We start from the raw sequence: 20,815 nt of genomic DNA, 5'->3' as shown, positions 1-20,815 counted from the left end.
CAACTGTCCCTCCTAAAAATATTTATATAAACGAAGCTTTTTCTTCCTTGCTTACAGCTTTAATTCAAAGGCAGCGCGAAAGAAAACCTCAAGACAGTCGAGGGCAATTTTTAATGAGTGAAACCAGATTTGATGTTCCAATCATAAAATAGCCGTCGCGGGTAAAGGTTCATCTTGAGGCTTATAAAGGCACTTTTCACAAAACGCTTGACGTTGTTCAAGCTTTGTACAGCGATATGTATATAATCGAATAAATATACTATTCACAGCAAAAGTGCACAATCTATTAATATAGTAGAAAATCAGTATAAGGTAAGTCATGCAGAGGATGTGGACAACCTTATAAACATCAATTTTAAACTGTCCACAACTTTATCCACACGCTGTGGATAAAAACATTGTCACATGAAGTTATCAACGAGTTAAAACACAACAATCATAACAAATAAATCCCATGAATGCAATGTGTTTTTCGCACTTATCCACAACCCCTACAACTTGTGTACGGGTGTTGTCCACAGCACTAGATTTTGTGTAAAACTTGTCGATAAAGGGTGTGGATAATGAAAAAAGTGTCGAAAAAAGTATCCACAGTGAGGATGAAAACGAAAACTGCCGTACGGATCAGCAAAAAGTTTTACTCTGGGGAGTTTTCCCGTTTTTATAATTAAATTCTGTGAAGACTTGACAAATCGAGGGTAGCATCCTTATACTTACTTAGACTGTCTTTTTTGATATATCCTCAGGGAGGTGTAATATATAATGAAACCAACGTTCCAACCAAATAACCGTAAACGTAAGAAAGTACATGGTTTTCGTGCGCGTATGGCAACTAAGAACGGCCGTAAAGTTCTTGCTCGCCGCCGCCAAAAAGGAAGAAAAGTATTATCTGCATAGGCCACTGACATCAGTGGTCTTTTTTCTGATGTAGGAATAGCAGAAATCAGTTTAGATTAAAATAAGTAACCGATACTGTTAATAGTAATTGAATGAATAAATAAGCCGTATCAGATCCAGGTGGAGTGTTGCCGGATGGAAAAGAAAAAGCGCATCAAGAAAAATGAAGAATTTCAAGAAGTATTTAAAAGAGGAAAATCGTCTGCCAATCGCCAATTTGTAATATATGCGCTGGAAAAAGGCGATCAGCCTCATCTGCGGCTTGGATTATCAGTCAGCAAGCGGGTCGGAAATGCGGTGACCCGGAACCGGATCAAGCGTGTGGTCAAAGAAATCTTCATGAAACATGAAGAAGAGATCACATCCGGAAGAGATTACATCATTATTGCCAGAAATCCAACAGCAGATATGGATTTTTTTGAGATGGAAAAAAGCCTTCTACACGTTTTACAGCGAGCCGGTTCGATCAGACAGTCTAAGGGAAGGCGAAAATGAAACGGCTCTTTATTTTGATCATCCGTTTTTACCAGCGATTTATTTCCCCAATGACTCCGCCAGCTTGCCGGTTTTATCCCACATGTTCGACCTATGGAATTGAAGCAATTCAGCGATTTGGAGCAATCAAAGGAACCTGGCTGACTTTAAAACGTATATTAAAATGCCATCCTTTCCATCCAGGCGGAATTGATCCTGTGCCTGAAAGAAAGAATCGCCGAAAATAAAGAAACAACGCTTTAAGGAGGATGAGGAGTGCGAAAGAAATTAGGAATTACGTTTGCCTTAGTCAGTTTAATGGTACTTTTATCTGGCTGCAGCTCGACTAAAACGCCGATTACCCCCGAAAGTACCGGATTTTGGGATGAATATTTTGTTTATCCGCTCTCATGGGTTATTACACAGTTTGCTGAAATGATGGGCAACAACTATGGTCTGTCCATTGTGGTTGTAACGATTCTTATTCGTTTGGCTTTGCTGCCGCTCATGATTCAGCAGACAAGAAGTTCGAAGGCTATGCAAAACATCCAGCCAGAACTTCAAAAACTGCGTGAGAAATACAGTTCCAAGGATGCAACAACGCAGCAGAAGCTTCAGCAGGAAACCATGCAGCTTTTCCAATCCCAAGGGGTTAACCCATTGGCTGGCTGTCTGCCACTGCTGATTCAGATGCCGATCCTGCTTGGTTTTTACCATGCGATTATGCGTACTCAGGAAATTAAGAATCACAGCTTCCTATGGTTCGATTTAGGTGTGCATGACCCTTATTATATCTTGCCTGTTGTTGCGGGTCTTACCACCTTCCTTCAGCAGAAAATTATGATGGGCGGAACGGACAACCCGAACCCGCAAATGAAAATGCTTCTTTATATCATGCCGGTCATGATTGTTGTATTTGCGATTAATTTCCCTGCAGCATTATCACTCTACTGGGTAATTGGTAACTTATTTATGATCGTACAGACTTATTTTATTACAGCCCCGAAAAAGAATAAGAAAAATGAAATTGATAGGGGAGCTAAAAAGTGAAACAGATAAAGGTAACGGGAAAAACAGTAGAAGAAGCAGTTTCCACAGCATTGGCCGAGCTTCAGGCTTCTAAAGAAGAGGTTGAGGTAAAAGTACTCGAAGAATCTAAAAGAGGATTTTTGGGTTTTGGCGGAAAACCGGCTTTAATAGAAGTCTCTCTTAAACCAGACCCGGTAAAGCTGGCTGTTGCTTTTTTACAGGAAGTCACCGATAAAATGGGTGTGCCTGTTACCATTTCACTGAAAGAAACGCGGGAAGAAATCATCTTGGAATTAACGGGTGAAAAGATTGCCATTTTGATCGGAAAAAGGGGACAGACCCTTAACTCCCTTCAGTACCTGACCAATCTTGTAGCCAATAATCACTCGAGCCGCTATCTCCGCATCATCATTGATGCAGAAAATTACAGAGAACGACGCCGCGAATCGCTTGAAAGACTGGCTGTCCATACAGCTCAAAAAGTTTCGGCGACTGGTAAAGGAGTAGCACTCGAACCGATGCCTTCCAACGAAAGAAAAGCCATACATATGGCACTGCGAAACAATAAAAAAATAGAAACTACTTCTGAAGGGGCAGAGCCATTCCGCAAGGTCATCATCCGCCCCGTGAAAAAGTAAGATCTGCTCCGGGCTGATGCCCGGAGTTTTTTAGTTGGAAAAGCTGAAGTGTCCGGTTAGGCTCGACAAGCGCTGGAGCTCTTACACAGCAACACGCTCTTTGTGTTGAGGTGTGAGAGTGAAGCGACCTCGAGGGCCTGGACACTGAAGCTGGATCGTGGAAAAGCTGAAACTGGATCCCGGTTTGAAAATGGAAGACACCCGCCAAAATTAACAAAACACCCGGCTTTTTTCATTGCCTTTTATATCCCTGCTAGGTTAAACTAAAAGGTATTGTGGATAATTATGTCTGTTTTTTCAGGGAAGTTATCCACTGTGGATATGTTAGAAACGCAAATAAAGGAAATAATACAATAGATACAGTATGTTTTGGGTTTCAAAGAGAGGTGAGAAGGATGGAATACGATACAATTACGGCCATTTCCACACCGATGGGGGAAGGTGCTATAGCCATTGTACGATTGAGCGGCAGTGAGGCTATAGCCATTGCCGATTCTATATATAAAGGGAAAAAAATGCTTCTGGAAGTGGAGTCACATACGATTCATTACGGCAAACTCATTGAACCAAAAACGGGGGAACCTGTTGAGGAGGTCATGGTTTCGGTCATGAAAGGCCCTCGTACGTTTACGAGGGAAGATGTGGTTGAGATCAACTGCCACGGGGGTATTGTTTCTGTAAACCGTGTACTTCAGCTGGTACTCAACAATGGTGCAAGACTGGCTGAACCAGGCGAATTTACAAAACGCGCCTTTTTGAACGGCAGGATTGACCTGTCCCAGGCTGAAGCGGTTATGGATTTGATCCGCGCCAAAACAGACCGGGCGATGAACGTGGCGCTTAACCAGATGGAAGGACGCTTATCCAAGCTGGTCGGAAAACTAAGACAGACACTGCTGGAGACCATTGCACATGTAGAAGTGAACATTGACTATCCGGAATACGATGCAGAGGAAATGACTCATTCCCTTTTGAACGAGAAATTGACGTTTGTTAAACGGGAAGTAGATAAGATCCTGACTACTGCACAGCAAGGAAAGATTTTGCGTGAAGGCCTGTCTACTGCTATTATCGGCCGCCCCAACGTCGGAAAATCCTCGCTTATGAATGCGCTCGTTCATGAAAACAAAGCCATCGTAACAGATGTTGCCGGAACGACCCGCGATGTGATTGAGGAATACGTGAATGTTAGAGGAGTTCCTCTTCGCCTTGTTGATACTGCAGGAATCCGTGAAACTGAAGATATCGTTGAACGAATCGGCGTTGAAAAATCGCGAAAAGTCCTTAAAGAATCAGATCTTATTTTACTTGTGGTCAATAACAATGAACCTCTTTCTAATGAAGACGAGAATCTTTTTGAAGCAGTAAAAGGGCTTGATGTTATTGTGATTGTCAACAAAACAGACCTTAAACAAGAAATAGAAATGGACAGGGTAAAAGAATTGGCAGGACAACATCCTGTAATCACCACTTCTCTCCTTCACGAAGAAGGAGTGGACTTGCTTGAAGAAGGGATCGCTCAGCTTTTCTTCCAGGGAGGCATCGAGTCGCAGGATATGACGTATGTTTCCAATTCAAGGCATATTGCCCTTTTGCAGCAAACCATTCACCATATAGATGAAGCGTTAAACGGAATAGATTTGAACCTGCCGATCGATATGGTTCAGATTGATATTACCAGAGCATGGGAGATTCTCGGTGAGATTATTGGAGATACGGTTTCCGAGAGTTTAATTGACCAATTGTTCTCCCAGTTCTGCTTAGGGAAATAAAGGAGGAAGAAAAATGGGATATGATGCAGGCCGGTTCGATGTCATTGTTGTCGGAGCAGGCCACGCAGGAGTTGAAGCCGCACTTGCTTCGGCAAGAATGGGGGCAGAAACTCTGTGTTTAACCCTTAACTTAGATACCATTGCCTATATGCCGTGCAATCCATCAGTCGGCGGCCCTGCCAAAGGGATTGTCGTCCGGGAGCTTGACGCTCTTGGTGGAGAAATGGCCAGGAATATTGATAAAACACACATTCAGATGCGAATGCTGAATACAGGTAAAGGCCCGGCTGTACGTGCTTTGCGTGCCCAGGCCGATAAATTTCTGTACCAGAACGAAATGAAAAGAACGATGGAAAACACGGAGCATCTTACCTTAAGACAAGGTATGGTGGAACGTCTCTTGATCGAGGACGGCGTCTGTAAAGGTGTCGTTACGAAAACCGGAGCGGAATATCATGCTTCATCCGTTGTTCTGACGACGGGAACTTACTTAAGAGGCAAAATTATTATCGGTGAGCTGTCCTATGAAAGCGGACCGAATAACATGCAGCCATCCGTTAACTTGTCATACCATCTTCAAGAGCTTGGTTTTCAGATGGTCCGTTTCAAAACAGGTACTCCTCCGCGCGTGAACAGCAAAACCATTGATTATTCCGTGACGGAAATTCAACCAGGTGATGAAGTACCCCGTGCTTTTTCATATGAAACAACGAAGTATATTACAGACCAGCTTCCGTGCTGGCTGACCTATACCAGTCCTGAAACTCATGAACTCATTAATGGAAACCTTCACCGTTCACCTATGTATTCAGGGATGATTGAAGGTACAGGCCCGCGTTATTGCCCGTCAATTGAAGACAAGATCGTGCGTTTTAATGACAAGCCGCGCCATCAGATCTTTTTAGAGCCTGAGGGAAGAAATACGGAAGAAGTGTATGTTCAAGGACTTTCAACGAGCTTGCCTGAAGATGTTCAGCGAAAAATCCTTTCAACTATTCCAGGATTGGAAAAAGCGGAATTGATGCGTGCAGGCTATGCAATTGAATATGATGCCATCGTACCGACACAGCTATGGCCGTCCCTTGAAACGAAGAACGTCGAAGGGCTTTTCACTGCCGGCCAGCTGAACGGAACGAGCGGCTATGAAGAAGCTGCCGGCCAAGGGGTCATGGCAGGGATCAACGCGGCTTTAAAAGTTCAGAAGAAAGAACCTCTTATTCTCAGCAGATCAGATGCCTATATTGGTGTGCTGATTGATGATCTGATCACAAAAGGGACAAATGAACCCTACCGTCTTCTTACATCTCGTGCAGAATACCGTCTGCTTCTCCGTCATGATAATGCAGACCTCAGGCTGACGGAAAAGGGATATGAAATTGGATTAATTCCTCAAGAGCGTTATGACCGTTTTGTTGAAAAGCAAGAAAAGATCAAACAGGAAATCGACCGTTTGGAGCATCTGACAGTCAAACCGTCGCCTGACGTTCAGGAAATTCTTGAGGGGGCAAAAAGCTCTCCGCTTAAAGAGCCAATGACAGCAGCGACGCTCCTGAAGAGACCCGAAATTACGTATGATGTAGTGGCTCAAATCCATCCTTCTGAAACACCTGTGGACGAAGTTATTGCCGAGCAGGTTGAAATTCAAGTGAAATATGCAGGTTATATCGATAAGCAGCTTGCACAGGTTGACCGGATGAGAAAGATGGAAAACAAAAAACTTCCAGTGGATCTGGACTACGGTGCAATCAACGGCCTGGCTACTGAAGCTAAACAAAAACTGCTTGAAGTCCGTCCTCTATCAGTAGGACAGGCATCACGGGTGTCGGGTGTTAACCCTGCGGATATTTCGATTTTGCTTGTTTACCTGGAGCAAGGGAAACTAGCTAAGCTTGCACGTTAAGTTTTTGGAGGACAAAATGAATATTACAACCTTTCAAGAAAAGTTGGCAGAGAAGGGAATCAGCCTTTCTCCCCGCCAGCTCCAGCAGTTCGAAGACTATTTTCATATCCTGGTCGAGTGGAATGAGAAAATGAACTTAACGGCTATTACGGATAAAGAAGAAGTGTACTTAAAACACTTTTATGATTCTTTGTCAGCAGCCTTCTATTTCGATTTTAATCAGGAGTTAACGGTGTGTGATGTAGGTGCAGGAGCGGGTTTTCCGGGAATTCCGCTGAAAATCTGTTTCCCGCAAATTAAGCTCTCGATCTGTGATTCGCTGCAGAAGAGAATCACTTTCTTAGAACACCTTTCAAAAAAACTGGAATTAACTGATATTTCGTTGTATCATGACCGTGCAGAAACGTTCGGACACCGCCCCGAGATAAGAGAAGCTTATGATCTTGTCATGGCCCGCGCGGTTGCCAGGATGTCGGTATTGAGCGAGCTTTGTCTTCCCCTTGTTAAAAAGGGAGGCCATTTCCTTGCTATGAAAGGCTCACAGCTTCCGGACGAAATGAAGGACAGCAAAAAAGCCGTTCAAATGCTGGGCGGCAGCGTAAAAGATGTTTATTCCTTTAAGCTTCCGGTTGAGAACAGTGACAGATACATCGTGCTGGTTGATAAAGTAAAAACCACACCAAAGAAATACCCAAGAAAGCCTGGGACGCCAAATAAGAATCCTCTTTCCTGATTCATAAGCCGAATGTTTCACGTGAAACATCCGGTCTACATATCCCGCGAGGAACAAAGAAATTTCAAAATCTGGCAGGAAAACTGATGGACAGAGCGAAAATCTAAGATAGATAACAAAAGGTGGTGTCATTCATATGAAACATCCTTTTTCACGCTTATTCGGCATCGGTGAGAAAAATCAGACAGCTGAAGCTGAAGCTGAAGAGAAGAACGAAAATGAAGAAATACTGCAACTCCAGGTCAAAGATATCCATCCGAATCAATTCCAGCCTCGTACCGTTTTTATAGATGAAAGAATTGAAGAGTTATCCCAAACGATTGAGACTCATGGGATCATCCAGCCGATTGTTGTCAGGTCAGCGGGAGACCAAACTTATGAGATCATCGCCGGTGAACGGCGGTGGAGGGCGGTACAAAAACTGGGCTGGGAAACGATTCCGGCTATTATAAAGGAATTTGATGACTCACAGACAGCCTCTGTTGCACTGATCGAGAACCTGCAGCGGGAAGAGCTGACAGCCATTGAGGAAGCCATGGCTTATGCAAAACTTCTTGAAATCCACGGCCTTACCCAAGAGAGTCTTGCTCAGAAACTTGGAAAAGGCCAATCTACGGTCGCCAACAAGCTCCGGCTGCTGAAACTTCCCCAGCCTATCCAGGATGCATTATTGTTGAAGCAGATCACAGAACGGCATGCAAGAGCTCTCATCATTTTAAAAACTCCAGACAAACAGGAAGCGGTCCTGCAGGAAATTTTAGAGAAGCATCTGAATGTAAAACAGACAGAAGAACGTGTGAAACGGATGATCGAAGGGGAAAATACCGAGAAAAAGCCTGTTGCAAAGAGAAAATCTTTCAGTAAAGATACTCGGCTTGCCATCAATACGGTCAGACAATCTGTCGATATGGTATTAAAGAGCGGATTGACGATTAACACGGAAGAAGAAGATCACGAAGAATTCTATCAGTTCACTATTCGAATTCCGAAAAAATAATGCAAAAAGCCCTTCTTATTTTGATGTGAGAAGGGCTTTTTATTATGTTCTCTTATAAAAAACTTTTCTGTTTTTTTTTGATAGATTTCCATAAGAAAATGCAGATATTCATGATATGATAAAGGAAATGAACTCTCGTAAAGAATTGAGGTAGGTGTCATCGTGGCTAAAACCATTGCAATTGCCAATCAAAAGGGTGGTGTTGGAAAAACAACTACATCCGTAAACCTCGGAGCATGTCTGGCTTATTTCGGCAAAAAGGTTTTACTTGTTGATATAGACCCACAGGGGAATGCTACTAGCGGTGTGGGAGTTGACAAAGGCGATATTGATCAATGTATCTATAACGTACTTGTTGACGATGCAGAAGTGAAGGACATCATTTTAGAAACGATTTGTGAAGGATTACATATATTGCCCTCTACGATACAGCTGGCAGGTGCAGAAATTGAGCTGGTGCCGACGATTTCCAGGGAAGTTCGACTGAAAAGAGCTCTTTCCTCGGTCAGCAGCCAATATGATTTCATTATCATCGACTGTCCTCCCTCTTTGGGATTGCTGACGATCAACTCACTTACCGCAGCGGATGCAGTGCTCATTCCGGTGCAATGTGAATATTACGCGCTGGAAGGTCTGAGCCAGCTGTTAAACACTGTCAGGCTAGTGCAAAAGCATTTGAATACGGATCTGATGATTGACGGTGTGCTTTTGACAATGCTTGATGCCAGAACGAATTTAGGAATCCAGGTAATTGAAGAAGTGAAAAAGTACTTTCAGGATAAAGTCTATACGACCATTATTCCAAGAAACGTTCGACTTTCTGAAGCGCCAAGCCATGGAAAACCGATTATCATATACGATCCTAAATCCAGAGGTGCAGAGGTTTATTTAGAATTAGCGAAGGAAGTGATTGGCAGTGGCGAAAGGGTTAGGTAAAGGAATCAATGCATTCTTTCCGGGTACAGAACTTGAAAAAGAGGATGCTGTTACTGAAATTAACGTAAAGGAATTGCGCCCCAACCCCTATCAACCGAGGAAAGTGTTCAGTGAGTCAGCCATTGCAGAATTAAGCGACTCAATTAAGGAGCACGGAGTTCTGCAGCCTATTATTGCAAGAAAAAGCATCAAGGGTTATGAGATTGTAGTAGGTGAACGGCGTTTCAGAGCTGCTAAAGAAGCTGGGCTGAAGACAATGCCTGTTATCGTCCGTGAATTTACAGAGCAGAAGATGATGGAGATCGCCCTCATCGAGAACCTGCAGCGTGAAGATCTTAACCCGATTGAAGAAGCTCAGGCTTATCAAAAGCTGATGGAGCACCTCAAACTCACTCAGGAAGAACTTGCAGGGCGGGTAGGCAAAAGCAGACCCCATATTGCCAATTTTGTCCGCTTATTGCAGCTTCCTGAGCCCGTTCAGGACATGCTGTCAAAAGGTGCATTGTCTATGGGGCATGGCAGAGCACTGCTTGGTTTGAAAAAGAAAGCAAAAATGCAGGCTGTTGTTGAGAAGTGCTTAAACGACAAAATGAACGTCCGCCAGCTTGAGAAGCTGATTCAGCAGGTCAATCAGAATGTTTCACGTGAAACAAAGAAAAAAAATCAGGAGAAAAACATCTTCTTGATTGAAAAAGAATCAAGTCTCCGTGATCATTTTGGCACCTCTGTTTCTATCAAACGAACGAAGCGGAAGGGCAAGATAGAAATTGAGTTTTTCTCTGATGAAGATTTGGAGAGGATTTTGGATCTGATCGGAAAGCAGTAAAACCATCATACGGTGGTTTTACTTTTTTTGATTTGGCTCTTTTCTAAAGGTTCTTTTCTAAAAGATTGTGGCTTTTGGAACATTTTCACAATAGCCTTCATTGCTATGTTGATTGGAATGGAAGGTGCGAGACTCCTCAAAAATGAATTTCACATTTTCTTCGTGCGATATAACGCTGCCGAAGCCTTCCTTGTTCTGCAGGGGAAGCGGGACAGGTGAGACCCACAGGCGCTTGCGCCGGTAAGGCTTTAAGCTTCGCCCCGCGGAAAGCGAGAATCCTGTAACGGAAATCAACCACTCCTAAGGCAACAAAGGTTACGAAAACAGACTTAGATTTTAAGCTTGAAAACGCAGCTTGTACATTAGATGAAAAGGCGGGAAAGACATTGGCATTATTAGGGACTTTGGTAAACGGCCTTGCAATAGTAATCGGAAGCCTGCTTGGCTTGTTCTGGCGGAATATACCCGAAAAAACAAAAGTGACGATCATGCAGGCGATGGGGCTTGCAGTCATTATTCTCGGAATCGGCATGGGGCTGAAAAGCAAACAGTTTTTAATCGTGATTGCCAGCCTTGCCATCGGAGGCGTTCTTGGCGAACGGCTGGATCTTGAAGGAAAGCTTGGCCAACTGGGCGACTGGCTTGAAAAGAAGCTGGGCGGGAAAGAAAAAGGCGGTATAGCAAATGCGTTTGTTACAGCAACCCTCGTCTTTGTCATAGGTGCAATGTCCATTGTAGGTGCTCTGGACAGCGGACTAAGACATGACCATGCCGTACTCTATACGAAAGCCCTGATCGATGGATTTTGTGCTATCTTTTTTACGTCTGCTTTAGGAGTCGGTGTGATATTTTCGGCTGTTCCTGTAATACTTTATCAAGGAATTATTGCTTTGTTTGCTACCCAGATCGACCGAATCGTCCCTGCTGATCTAATGAAGCAGATGATTGTGGAAATTACGGGTACAGGAGGGATCATGATTCTTGCCATTGGCTTGAATATCCTGGGATTAACCAAAATAAGGGTAGCCAACCTCCTCCCTGCGCTTCTCTTTACGATCACTATCGTTAGTATCGTTTACTATTGGGACAAGCTTTCTGGTTTTGCCGGGAATTTAATTTAAAAAAGCTGTTCAGGATATCCTGAACAGCTTTTATTATGGCTCTTTTCTAAAAGATTGTTGTTTTGGGAAACTTCATGTAAACAGTCATCATTGCTAAGTGATTGGAGTGCAAGGGGCGAGACTCCTCGAAAATGAATTTCACATTTTCTTCGTGCGATATAACGCTGCCGAAGCCTTCCTTGTCCTGCGGGAGCAGCGGGACAGGTGAGACCCACAGGGGCCATGCGCCGAGGAGGCTCACCGCACGCCCCGCGGAAAGCGAGCATCCTGAAGCGGAAATCAACCACTCCTAAGAGCAACAAAGGTTATGAAAACAGCTTTTTTCATTGAATGTTATACAAATCATCTTTTTTGAGCGGAAGAGGCGTGATATTCTTCTTTACCCGCTGGCTCATTGAGGCGAAGTAAAGGGAATCTGCAATAAGTTCGGCCATTTTCATGACGACGCTCAACCGGGTATTCTGAAGTACGAAATATTCCATGAATCCGCTGACATTTACAATTCCTGTCATATGCATATCTCCTACCGGAGGAAGTTCTTTATTCACGCCTGCTCCCGGTTTAACCGGTCCATCTCCAATTGAGATCATCCCGACATGATTCAGCTTTCCTAGGCAGGCATCAATACCGATGATATAAGCGTTTGGATGGTTTTTTTCAATCATTTTAAGTTTGTCTGAGAGGTTTACAGCGTGAACAGGTTCATCCAGTGTTCCGTACACATGGAAGGGAAGTGCTTTTATCGCATGAAGTTTAGTGCCGACAAGAGGACCTAATGCATCGCCAGTGGATCGATCTGTCCCGATGCAAACCACCACTACGGGAGTTGTTTGCGTGTTAGGAAGAAGGTTCCCAATTTTTTCAGTAATGACCATGCATGCATCTTTTTCCTCGTGGTGCAATTTATATTGAAAAAGCTTGTCGGGAACGAGCTTCCTTTTAAGGAACATAGAATCCACTCCTTTAAAATGTTACTACCAGTATACGGACTAAATGGCAATACTATACATTATGAAGCGGGTTGCGAGATGCATTTTTTATTAAAGCGGGAAAGGGGTCAAGCTGTTTTTTTTGAAAAAATATAGCCATGGCAAGCACTGACATTTGCCTGGCAGCTAAACTGCTTAATTTAGGGTTAAGTGTTTTATACCCCCTTCGGCCTCTTTTTAACCAGTACTGATGGAGAAAAGAAATAGTTTTATTCGTTGAAAGTTCAACCAAAATTGGGTACATTAATGCATAGTTAAGAACATTATGGAGGTTGGAATCGAGTGGAACTACTCAGTGTGATCCATCAGGCAGAGGATATTTATAAGCAGGTAGGGAATGGAGATTTATGGATTAACCTTGGCATGAAAGTGCTTAAGATTGCCGCCATAATCTTTGGGTCTGCCATTGTCGTGAAAATTGTACGTGCAGCCATATCCAATGTTTTTAAAATTCGAATGAAGAGTCCGCTTAGAATGTCGGAGCGGCGTGAGAACACACTTATTCGGCTTTTAGACAATGTAGCAGCTTATCTTATTTATTTCATCGCTTTGCTGATGATTTTGAGCGAATTCAATATAGATGTGAAGGCATTGCTCGCTGGTGCCGGTGTGGTTGGACTAGCCATCGGTTTTGGCGCACAGAACCTGGTGAAAGACGTAATTACCGGATTCTTTATCATTTTTGAACAGCAATTTGCGGTAGGGGATTTTGTGAGAATCAATAACTTTGAAGGAACCGTCGAGGAGATTGGCCTTCGTACGACCAAATTGAAACAATGGACAGGAGAGCTGCATATCCTTCCGAACTCATCCATAATGGAAGTGACCAATTTTTCCATTCATAACAGTGTCGCAGTCATTGATGTCAGTATCGCTTATGAAGAAGACATCGACAAAGCCCAGGCAATCATTGAAGATGTGGTTAGAGAAAAAACACCGGAATACCCTGAAATGGTCGCTGAACCAGAAGTTCTTGGCATCCAGGCTGTCGGCACGACCGAAATTGTCATCAGGGTAACAGCCGAAGTGCTTCCCATGACACATTTTAAAGTGGCAAGGGAGCTCAAGAAAGCGATTAAGATCAGACTGGATGAAGAAGGCATCGAATTGCCTTATCAGAAGCTGGTTTCCTATCACAAAACTACGGTATCCGAGACTTAATATATAAAGGCGTTGTCTCAAGGCGATTTTCTCTATAAAATAGAAAAAAAGCGAATGTCTGGGGGAGTGGACGACTTGGAAGGTAAAGAATTTTTTTTAAACGACGAAGTAGAAATGAAAAAACCTCACCCATGCGGTACGAACCGCTGGAAGATCATCCGTATGGGGGCTGATATCCGAATCAAATGCATGGGGTGTCAGCACAGTGTTTTGATCCCCAGAAAAGATTTTGTTAAAAAACTGAAAAAAGTGCTTGTTTCACATCAGGAGTAAGAGAAAGACACAGCGTTCCACGTGAAACATCAGAAACAGAACCGACAATCCCGGTTCTGTTTTTTTTTTGCTTGCATTGAAGTGATTACCAGCTCCAGTTCTTGTTGGATCTTATCAGTGTGCTTGCTGCTTTTCTTACTTTGGCGGGTTCAACTTGTTTTTTGTCTGCTGACACCCTATAATTATGAAAGATGTGCAAACAAGTATGGAACGACAAAATATATAATCAAAATGATGAGATCAATGAGGAGTGGAATATATGGCTTTAACAACTGGGATTGTCGGTCTTCCCAATGTAGGGAAATCGACGCTTTTTAATGCCATCACGCAAGCCGGGGCTGAATCAGCCAACTATCCGTTTTGTACGATTGACCCGAACGTAGGAATTGTTGAGGTGCCGGATGACCGTCTGCACAAGCTGACTGAGATGGTCCAGCCTAAAAAAGTAGTGCCGACAGCTTTTGAATTTACAGATATCGCTGGAATCGTAAAAGGCGCGAGCAAAGGTGAGGGACTTGGAAACAAGTTCTTGTCACATATCCGCCAGGTGGACGCTATTCTTCAAGTTGTCCGCTGTTTTGAAGACGAAAACATCACTCACGTTTCCGGAAAAGTCGATCCGATCGATGATATTGAAGTCATCAATCTGGAATTGATTTTTGCAGACATGGAGACCGTAGATAAGCGAATTGTCCGTGTTGAGAAACTGGCCAAGTCAAAAGACAAAGAAGCCGTTGCTGAATTCAGTGTTCTTGTAAAAATTAAGGATGCGCTTTTAAATGAATTGCCTGCAAGAAGCGTCGAACTTACGCCGGAAGAAAAGAAAATCGTTTATGGACTGCATCTGCTTACCATGAAACCGATTCTTTATGCTGCGAATGTAAGTGAAGAAGACTTGCTGGAAGGCGGAAACGAGCATGTTGAGAAGGTAAGAGAATATGCTACCCGTGAACATGCTGAGGTTATCGTTATCTGTGCAAAGATCGAAGAAGAGATCGCAGAGCTTGACGGAGACGAGAAAAAAGCATTTTTGGAAGAGCTGGGCATCAAGGAAGCGGGTCTTGATCAATTGATTCGTGCTTCATACTCGTTGCTTGGCCTGGCTACGTATTTTACAGCCGGTGTTCAAGAGGTCCGTGCATGGACATTCCGAAAAGGCATGAAAGCCCCGCAATGTGCCGGGATCATCCATACAGACTTTGAACGCGGGTTCATCCGTGCTGAAGTTGTAGCATATGATGATCTGACGGCTGCTGGAAACATGGCAGCAGCGAAGGAAAAAGGAAAAGTAAGGCTGGAAGGTAAAGAGTACGAAATGAAAGACGGAGATGTCGTTCACTTCCGCTTTAATGTTTAATAGATAAAGATAGAATCCGGGAAAAAGCTGAATGCTTTTTCCTTTTTTTATTCATGTCTTGTGTTTCGCTAGAGTTTTTGCTATAATTCTTTATTGTGAGTAATTATCGATTTTTATTGAAATGTTGATAGTTTACTCCTTGCCCTATTGTTGGGCCGTTTAGACCAAAAGGAGGTGACCGGAATGAAAAAGTACGAAATCATGTACATCGTCCGTCCAAATCTTGAAGAGGATGCTCTTACATCTGTTAAAGAAAGAGCAAAGACTATCCTTACTGATAATGGTGCGGAAATCGCTAACGAGAAAGAAATGGGTAAAAAGCGTCTAGCTTATGAAATCAACGACCATCGTGATGGCTATTACACGCTTTTAAGCGTAAATGCTCCTGTTGAAGCGATCAATGAATTCGACCGTCTTATGAAGATCAACGAAGATGTTCTTCGTTTCATGACAATTGCAGACGAGAGATAATTTTTAACTTTGAGGAGAGGTTCTTATGCTAAATCGTGTAATCCTTGTTGGACGTTTAACGAAGGACCCGGAATTACGCTATACTCCAAACGGTGTGGCTGTTGCTAACTTTACACTGGCAGTAAATCGAGCATTTACGAATCAGCAAGGTGAACGCGAAGCAGATTTCATCAACTGTGTAATCTGGCGCAAGCCGGCTGAGAATGTGGCTAACTTCCTTAAGAAGGGGTCACTTGCCGGAGTAGACGGGCGCGTTCAGACACGCTCTTATGATAACAACCAAGGTCAGCGTGTTTACGTGACCGAAGTCATGGCAGAAAGTGTTCAATTCTTGGAGCCGAAGAATGCGAACGCCGGCGGAGGACAGCAGCAATACCAAAGCCAGGGCGGGAACAACTTTGGCGGGCCATCAGGTGACCGCGGTTATGGCCAGCAGCAACAGCAACAGAGCCAAAAGCGCAATAACTTTAATGATGATCCATTTGCCAATGACGGCACTCCAATCGACATCTCTGATGACGATTTGCCATTCTAAGACAACACATATGTGATCGACTAAATATAAAATTCAACAAGAAGGAGGGAAATACTCATGGCTGGACGTCGCGGTGGACGCCAAAAGCGTCGTAAGGTTTGTTTCTTCACTGTAAACAAAATCACTTACATCGACTACAAAGATGTAGATCTTCTTAAGCGTTTCGTATCAGAACGCGGAAAGATTCTTCCTCGTCGTGTGACAGGAACATCTGCTAAATACCAACGTCAATTGACTCGTGCTATCAAACGTGCTCGTTTCATGGCGCTATTACCATACGTAACTGAATAGTATTCAGTCTTGAAGCACGGTAAAGATTACTCTTTACTGTGCTTTTTTGTTTCGCAAGGCTGTTTTCGTAACCTTTGGTGCTCTTGGAAGTGGTTGATTTCCGTTTCAGGTTGCTCGCTTTCCGCGGGGCGTGCGCTGAACCCCCGGCGCTTGCGTCTGCGGGTTTCACCTGTCATGCTCGTCCCGCCGGAGTCTCGCCCCTTGCACTCCAATCAACTGCTCAATGAAGGTTCTTTACAAAAAGGTTCCCTAAGCAACAATCTTATAGAAAAGAGCCTTTCACAATAACATGAAAAAAAGCGGCAAAAATCCAAGGATTTGGCCGCTTTTTCATTTTCATTTTCAGCTTTCAAAGATGTAGGAAAGTGCCTGCATCGCTTGCTGAGGGGTTTCCACGACGAGGCTGGCTTTGCTGGACAGTTCTTTTAAAGGATGGTGAAGGGCTTCAGGCCGGATCAAAATGAGCGGCTTATGCAGCGCGGCTGCTCTGGCGGCATCCATGGCAGTGTTCCATTGTTTGTATTTTTCTCCGAAGAGAGCGACCACTACATCCGCCTTGTTCATCAAGATATCGGTACGCAGGTTATTGATGCTTGATGCAGCTTCGTCTTTAAAGATGGCGTTCGGCTGTTTGCCGAGGATCTCTTCTCCAATGTTGTCGGACCGTTCATGGTCTTCCATCGGACCAACAAAGGTTAATGGAAGGTTCATATCTTTTGCCTGAGATTTGATCTGTTCCCGCCAATCATCGTGAATCTGCCCTGCCAAGTATACTGTTAGTTCCATGCTATCTCCTCCTCTAAAACTAGAATACCGCATTCAGCACGCGTGTAAACGGTTTGTCTGGTTCCATTATAACGGCCATCATGATAAGGTAGATACTGTTGTGTATGTTTTATTTGGCACGAAGGGGTTAAGCTAATTAATATAATTGGATTTACAGCAAATAATTTACTACAATAAAGACCGTAGGCAATAAAGCCAGAGGTGAACCATGCGTAAAACATCAACAATCGTAGACGGAGCGGTTATGGCCGGCGTCTACATTATTTTAATGATTATCAGTCTAAACCTGCCGCTGATCGGTGCATTTACTTTCTTTTTGCTGCCTTTGCCCATTATCCTGTTTGTTTTCAAACACGGCTGGAAACCCGGGCTGCTCATCTGGGCAGTTACTCTTGTGTTATCCGGAGTGATAGGGGGAGCCGGCGGCATCATCTACGCATTTCCTTCAGGCTTTGCCGGTATTGTGATGGGTGAACTGTACAAGCGAAAAAAATCGGCCTTTGGTGTACTGCTCGGCGGAAGCCTTGCCGGCATATTCAATCTGCTTATGCTGCTTGTCTTTGCTAAGTATTTATTGCATTTCAATCTCGTAAAAGTAACCCAGGGGCGATTTAACGATATTATTGATCAAGCCGCACAGTTCTATAAAGATGGCGGCCCCGAAGCGGCGCGGCTTGACCTTTTGCGTGAACAGGTGGCTATGATTCCGTATATGCTGCCGATCTCTATTATTATAGGAGCCGTGCTCTCTACATTATTGACGCAGTGGCTGGCTTCACTTGTATTAAAAAGAATGAGGATGGAATACAGGACATTTCCGCCGTTCCGGGAATGGTCGTTTCCAAAATCATTTTTGTGGTATTATATTTTAGCCCTTGTCTTGACCTTAACAGGGCCTGAACATGGGTCTGGACTCTACATTCTTACGATTAATCTATATATTATTTTGTCCCTCGTACTTGTTGTACAAGGGCTTACCGTTATCTTTAGTTATGCCAAGAAAAAGCAATGGCCCAAAGCCCTTCCCGTTTTTCTAGCTGTACTAGTAATATTTACTTCCTCCTTTCTGCCAATTCTTATGGAAGTCGTTAAATTCTTAGGTATAATTGACTTAGGGTTCGAATTAAAGAAACGGATAAATACCTGATAGTAGGAGCTGAAAGTATGCCTAAGTTTTTATTAAAACGGTGGCATGGTTATCCCGTGATAGCCTTGTTCGTCATATCGGTCCTTTTTGTGAGCATTATTACGTATTATCAATGGATAATTGGAGCAGTTGGTTTTCTTTTATTAGGCTTGCTCTTCTATTTCGTAATGCGGGCCGAAAATTCTTTCCAGGAAGACTTGGGCGATTATATCTCTACCCTCTCCCATCGCATCAAAAAGGTCGGAGAAGAAGCTCTGATGGAAATGCCGATCGGAATCATTCTGTATGACGAAGATTATAAAATTGAATGGGCGAATCCTTTTATGGGGGCGTGGGTTGAAGAAGAGGCTTTTATCGGCCACTCGCTTAATCTTATTTCCGAAGATTTAGTGCCTTTTATAAAAAGTGATGCGCTGGAAGAAATCGTAATCTTAAAATCAAGGAAATTTGAAGTCCATTTCAAAAAAGAGGAACGTCTCCTCTATTTCTTTGATGTTACAGAGCAAATTGAAGTTGAGCGGATGTATGAAGAAGAACAGACATGCATCGGGATCATCTACCTTGATAACTATGAAGAGGTAACACAGGGACTTGACGATCAATTCCGTTCCAGCATTAACTCCAAGGTCACCTCCATTTTGAACAAGTGGGCCAATGACCATGGAATCTTCTTAAAACGCACGTCTTCAGAGCGCTTTTTGGCCGTTTTCAACCAGCGGATCTTAAGTGAGCTTGAAAAAAACCGCTTTTCTGTCCTGGATGAAGTAAGGGATTCGACCACAAAGGAAAACGTTCCTCTTACCTTGAGTGTTGGTGTTGCCTCAGGACCGTCAGCATTGCCCGAGCTGGGACAGCTGGCGCAATCGAGTCTTGATCTGGCACTGGGACGCGGAGGAGACCAGGTGGCGATTAAACAGCAGAATGGAAAAGTCCGTTTCTATGGCGGAAAGACCAATCCTGTGGAAAAAAGAACGAGAGTGCGTGCACGTGTGATATCCCACGCCTTGAGCGAGCTTGTTCTCGATAGCGACAAAGTGATCATCATGGGCCACAAAAGCCCTGACATGGATTCTATGGGATCGGCGATGGGAATATTGAAAGTGGCTCAGGTCAACGGTAAAGACGGTTATATCGTGCTCGATACATCAGATCTTGATACTGGCGTCCAGCGGTTGATGAATGAGATCAAAGGGACAGACTCACTTTGGAAGCATTTCATCACACCGGAAGAAGCGCTTGAGATCTCAACGGCCGGCACGCTGCTGGTTGTCGTGGATACCCACAAACCTTCGATGGTCATGGAAGAGCGTCTTCTTTCCAAGCTCGATCATGTCGTTGTGATTGATCATCACCGGCGCGGAGAGGAATTTATCGCAGATCCGGTTCTCGTCTATATGGAGCCTTATGCTTCCTCTACAGCAGAGCTGGTGACCGAGCTTCTGGAATATCAGCCTAAACGGCTTAAAATGCGTATGCTTGAAGCCACTGCCCTGCTCGCGGGGATTATCGTTGATACGAAAAGCTTTACGCTGCGCACCGGTTCACGGACGTTTGATGCGGCCTCCTACTTAAGGGCCCACGGAGCAGATACCATCCTCGTCCAGAAGTTCTTAAAAGAAGACCTGGAAACCTATAACAAACGTTCAAAACTGATTGAAAATGCTGTAGCTTATAAAAATGGAATTGTCATATCCAAAGCAGAGCCAAGCGAAGAATGCGGCCAGGTGCTTATTGCACAGGCTGCGGATATCCTGCTTTCCATGAACGATGTGAGCGCATCCTTCGTTATTGCCAAAAGACATGATCAAAAGATCAGCATAAGCGGCCGTTCTCTGGGGGATGTAAACGTGCAGATGATAATGGAAGGCTTGGGAGGCGGAGGACACTTAACCAATGCCGCCTGCCAGCTTGAGAACGAAACATTGGATGGCGCCGAGAAAAAACTTAAAGCTATTATCGACGAGTATTTTGAAGGGGGAGAAGAAGAATGAAAGTAGTTTTTCTTAAAGATGTTAAAGGTAAAGGAAAAAAAGGGGAAATAAAAAACGTATCCGAGGGCTATGCACGAAACTATTTGTTGCCCAACAACCTTGCAACTGAAGCGACAAAAGGAGCTCTCTCCGTCGTAGAAGGCCAAAAGAAAAGCGAAGAGAAAAAAGCGGCCGCCGTCCTGGAAGAAGCCAAGCAGTTAAAAGAAAAGCTTGGTGAAATGACAGTTGAACTCAAAACCAAGTCAGGAGAGGGCGGCCGTGTCTTCGGATCCGTGACAAGCAAACAAATTGCAGACGGCTTAAAGAAAATGAACATTACCATCGATAAACGAAAAATTGATCTCACGAATCCGATCCGATCTTTAGGATATACAGATGTACCCGTTAAGCTTCACCCTGAAGTAACTGGTACGATCAAAGTACATGTAGTTGAAGAATAAGCAGAGTGACTGGGACCGGGTTCAACCGGTCTCATCTGCTGTAAACAGGAT

Annotated in this window: 23 protein-coding genes; 21 read left to right on the top strand and 2 right to left on the bottom strand. The window is 43.8% G+C overall.

Going from position 1 to position 20,815, the window contains the following annotated elements; all coding sequences use genetic code 11:
• Positions 1–762 precede the first annotated feature (762 nt).
• The 12 genes from rpmH (at position 763) to LCY76_RS22575 (ending at position 11,323) form a co-directional block, all read left to right on the top strand.
• Positions 763–897, top strand: coding sequence for a 50S ribosomal protein L34 (gene rpmH / locus LCY76_RS22630; RefSeq protein ID WP_007201576.1), 135 nt, complete (start codon positions 763–765; stop codon positions 895–897).
• A 135-nt stretch (positions 898–1,032) separates the two neighbouring features.
• Complete coding sequence (rnpA, locus tag LCY76_RS22625) at positions 1,033–1,392, top strand: ribonuclease P protein component (protein WP_248254549.1); 360 nt, start codon at positions 1,033–1,035, stop codon at positions 1,390–1,392.
• Positions 1,389–1,619 (top strand): membrane protein insertion efficiency factor YidD, encoded by a 231-nt coding sequence (gene yidD, locus LCY76_RS22620; protein ID WP_062238056.1) that lies wholly within the window; start codon positions 1,389–1,391, stop codon positions 1,617–1,619. The genes rnpA and yidD overlap by 4 nt, the downstream gene beginning before the upstream one ends.
• Positions 1,620–1,647: 28 nt before the next feature.
• Positions 1,648–2,421, top strand: a complete 774-nt coding sequence (gene spoIIIJ, locus LCY76_RS22615) for a YidC family membrane integrase SpoIIIJ (protein WP_053356313.1) — start codon at positions 1,648–1,650, stop codon at positions 2,419–2,421.
• Positions 2,418–3,038: an RNA-binding cell elongation regulator Jag/EloR gene (jag, locus tag LCY76_RS22610; RefSeq protein WP_248254548.1), complete on the top strand. Its 621-nt coding sequence runs from the start codon at positions 2,418–2,420 to the stop codon at positions 3,036–3,038. Before spoIIIJ ends, jag begins: the two co-directional genes overlap by 4 nt.
• Positions 3,039–3,433: 395 nt before the next feature.
• Positions 3,434–4,810: a tRNA uridine-5-carboxymethylaminomethyl(34) synthesis GTPase MnmE gene (gene mnmE, locus LCY76_RS22605; protein ID WP_248254547.1), complete on the top strand. Its 1,377-nt coding sequence runs from the start codon at positions 3,434–3,436 to the stop codon at positions 4,808–4,810.
• A gap of 13 nt (positions 4,811–4,823) precedes the next feature.
• Positions 4,824–6,710 (top strand): tRNA uridine-5-carboxymethylaminomethyl(34) synthesis enzyme MnmG, encoded by a 1,887-nt coding sequence (gene mnmG, locus LCY76_RS22600; RefSeq protein ID WP_248254546.1) that lies wholly within the window; start codon positions 4,824–4,826, stop codon positions 6,708–6,710.
• A gap of 16 nt (positions 6,711–6,726) precedes the next feature.
• The gene (gene rsmG, locus LCY76_RS22595; RefSeq protein ID WP_248254545.1) at positions 6,727–7,443 is read left to right on the top strand and encodes a 16S rRNA (guanine(527)-N(7))-methyltransferase RsmG; all 717 of its coding nucleotides are present in this window, start codon (positions 6,727–6,729) and stop codon (positions 7,441–7,443) included.
• A gap of 136 nt (positions 7,444–7,579) precedes the next feature.
• Entirely contained in the window at positions 7,580–8,440 is an 861-nt protein-coding gene (gene noc, locus LCY76_RS22590; protein WP_248254544.1) for a nucleoid occlusion protein, read from the top strand.
• 162 nt (positions 8,441–8,602) lie between these two features.
• Positions 8,603–9,376, top strand: coding sequence for a ParA family protein (locus LCY76_RS22585; protein WP_248254543.1), 774 nt, complete (start codon positions 8,603–8,605; stop codon positions 9,374–9,376).
• Positions 9,357–10,202: a ParB/RepB/Spo0J family partition protein gene (locus LCY76_RS22580; RefSeq protein ID WP_248254542.1), complete on the top strand. Its 846-nt coding sequence runs from the start codon at positions 9,357–9,359 to the stop codon at positions 10,200–10,202. The genes LCY76_RS22585 and LCY76_RS22580 overlap by 20 nt, the downstream gene beginning before the upstream one ends.
• A 386-nt stretch (positions 10,203–10,588) precedes the next feature.
• Complete coding sequence (locus LCY76_RS22575; protein WP_053356321.1) at positions 10,589–11,323, top strand: DUF554 domain-containing protein; 735 nt, start codon at positions 10,589–10,591, stop codon at positions 11,321–11,323.
• A gap of 323 nt (positions 11,324–11,646) precedes the next feature.
• Here the strand turns inward: LCY76_RS22575 and yyaC are convergent, their stop codons facing one another.
• The gene (gene yyaC / locus LCY76_RS22570; protein ID WP_248254541.1) at positions 11,647–12,273 is read right to left on the bottom strand and encodes a spore protease YyaC; all 627 of its coding nucleotides are present in this window, start codon (positions 12,271–12,273) and stop codon (positions 11,647–11,649) included.
• Positions 12,274–12,609: 336 nt separating this feature from the next.
• Between yyaC and LCY76_RS22565 the strand changes: the two genes are divergently transcribed.
• The 6 genes from LCY76_RS22565 (at position 12,610) to rpsR (ending at position 16,400) form a co-directional block, all read left to right on the top strand.
• Positions 12,610–13,473: a mechanosensitive ion channel family protein gene (locus tag LCY76_RS22565; protein WP_486599191.1), complete on the top strand. Its 864-nt coding sequence runs from the start codon at positions 12,610–12,612 to the stop codon at positions 13,471–13,473.
• Positions 13,474–13,548: 75 nt separating this feature from the next.
• On the top strand, positions 13,549–13,746 hold the full coding sequence (locus LCY76_RS22560; RefSeq protein WP_053356323.1) for a DUF951 domain-containing protein: 198 nt from the start codon (positions 13,549–13,551) through the stop codon (positions 13,744–13,746).
• A 259-nt stretch (positions 13,747–14,005) separates the two neighbouring features.
• On the top strand, positions 14,006–15,103 hold the full coding sequence (gene ychF, locus LCY76_RS22555; RefSeq protein ID WP_062238068.1) for a redox-regulated ATPase YchF: 1,098 nt from the start codon (positions 14,006–14,008) through the stop codon (positions 15,101–15,103).
• Between the two features lie 183 nt (positions 15,104–15,286).
• Positions 15,287–15,574: a 30S ribosomal protein S6 gene (rpsF, locus tag LCY76_RS22550; protein WP_053356325.1), complete on the top strand. Its 288-nt coding sequence runs from the start codon at positions 15,287–15,289 to the stop codon at positions 15,572–15,574.
• 25 nt (positions 15,575–15,599) lie between these two features.
• Positions 15,600–16,109, top strand: coding sequence for a single-stranded DNA-binding protein (gene ssb, locus LCY76_RS22545; protein ID WP_053356326.1), 510 nt, complete (start codon positions 15,600–15,602; stop codon positions 16,107–16,109).
• A gap of 57 nt (positions 16,110–16,166) precedes the next feature.
• A complete protein-coding gene (gene rpsR, locus LCY76_RS22540) occupies positions 16,167–16,400 on the top strand; it encodes a 30S ribosomal protein S18 (protein ID WP_053356327.1) in 234 nt (77 codons plus the stop codon).
• Positions 16,401–16,742: 342 nt separating this feature from the next.
• Here the strand turns inward: rpsR and LCY76_RS22535 are convergent, their stop codons facing one another.
• Positions 16,743–17,186 (bottom strand): YtoQ family protein, encoded by a 444-nt coding sequence (locus LCY76_RS22535; protein WP_248254540.1) that lies wholly within the window; start codon positions 17,184–17,186, stop codon positions 16,743–16,745.
• 208 nt (positions 17,187–17,394) lie between these two features.
• Between LCY76_RS22535 and LCY76_RS22530 the strand changes: the two genes are divergently transcribed.
• From LCY76_RS22530 to rplI, 3 genes are read left to right on the top strand one after another with little or no spacing between them, the layout of a single operon-like run.
• Positions 17,395–18,333 carry a YybS family protein gene (locus tag LCY76_RS22530; RefSeq protein ID WP_248254539.1) on the top strand — a complete coding sequence of 313 codons (939 nt, stop codon included), beginning with the start codon at positions 17,395–17,397 and terminating at the stop codon, positions 18,331–18,333.
• A gap of 17 nt (positions 18,334–18,350) precedes the next feature.
• The gene (locus LCY76_RS22525) at positions 18,351–20,324 is read left to right on the top strand and encodes a DHH family phosphoesterase (RefSeq protein ID WP_248254538.1); all 1,974 of its coding nucleotides are present in this window, start codon (positions 18,351–18,353) and stop codon (positions 20,322–20,324) included.
• Positions 20,321–20,764 (top strand): 50S ribosomal protein L9, encoded by a 444-nt coding sequence (gene rplI, locus LCY76_RS22520; RefSeq protein WP_053356332.1) that lies wholly within the window; start codon positions 20,321–20,323, stop codon positions 20,762–20,764. Before LCY76_RS22525 ends, rplI begins: the two co-directional genes overlap by 4 nt.
• Positions 20,765–20,815: the final 51 nt, after the last annotated feature.

It is taken from the genome of Fictibacillus marinisediminis (assembly GCF_023149135.1).
Classification (GTDB): Bacteria; Bacillota; Bacilli; order Bacillales; family Fictibacillaceae; genus Fictibacillus_C; species Fictibacillus_C marinisediminis.
This window is presented reverse-complemented; position numbering and strand designations above follow the sequence as displayed.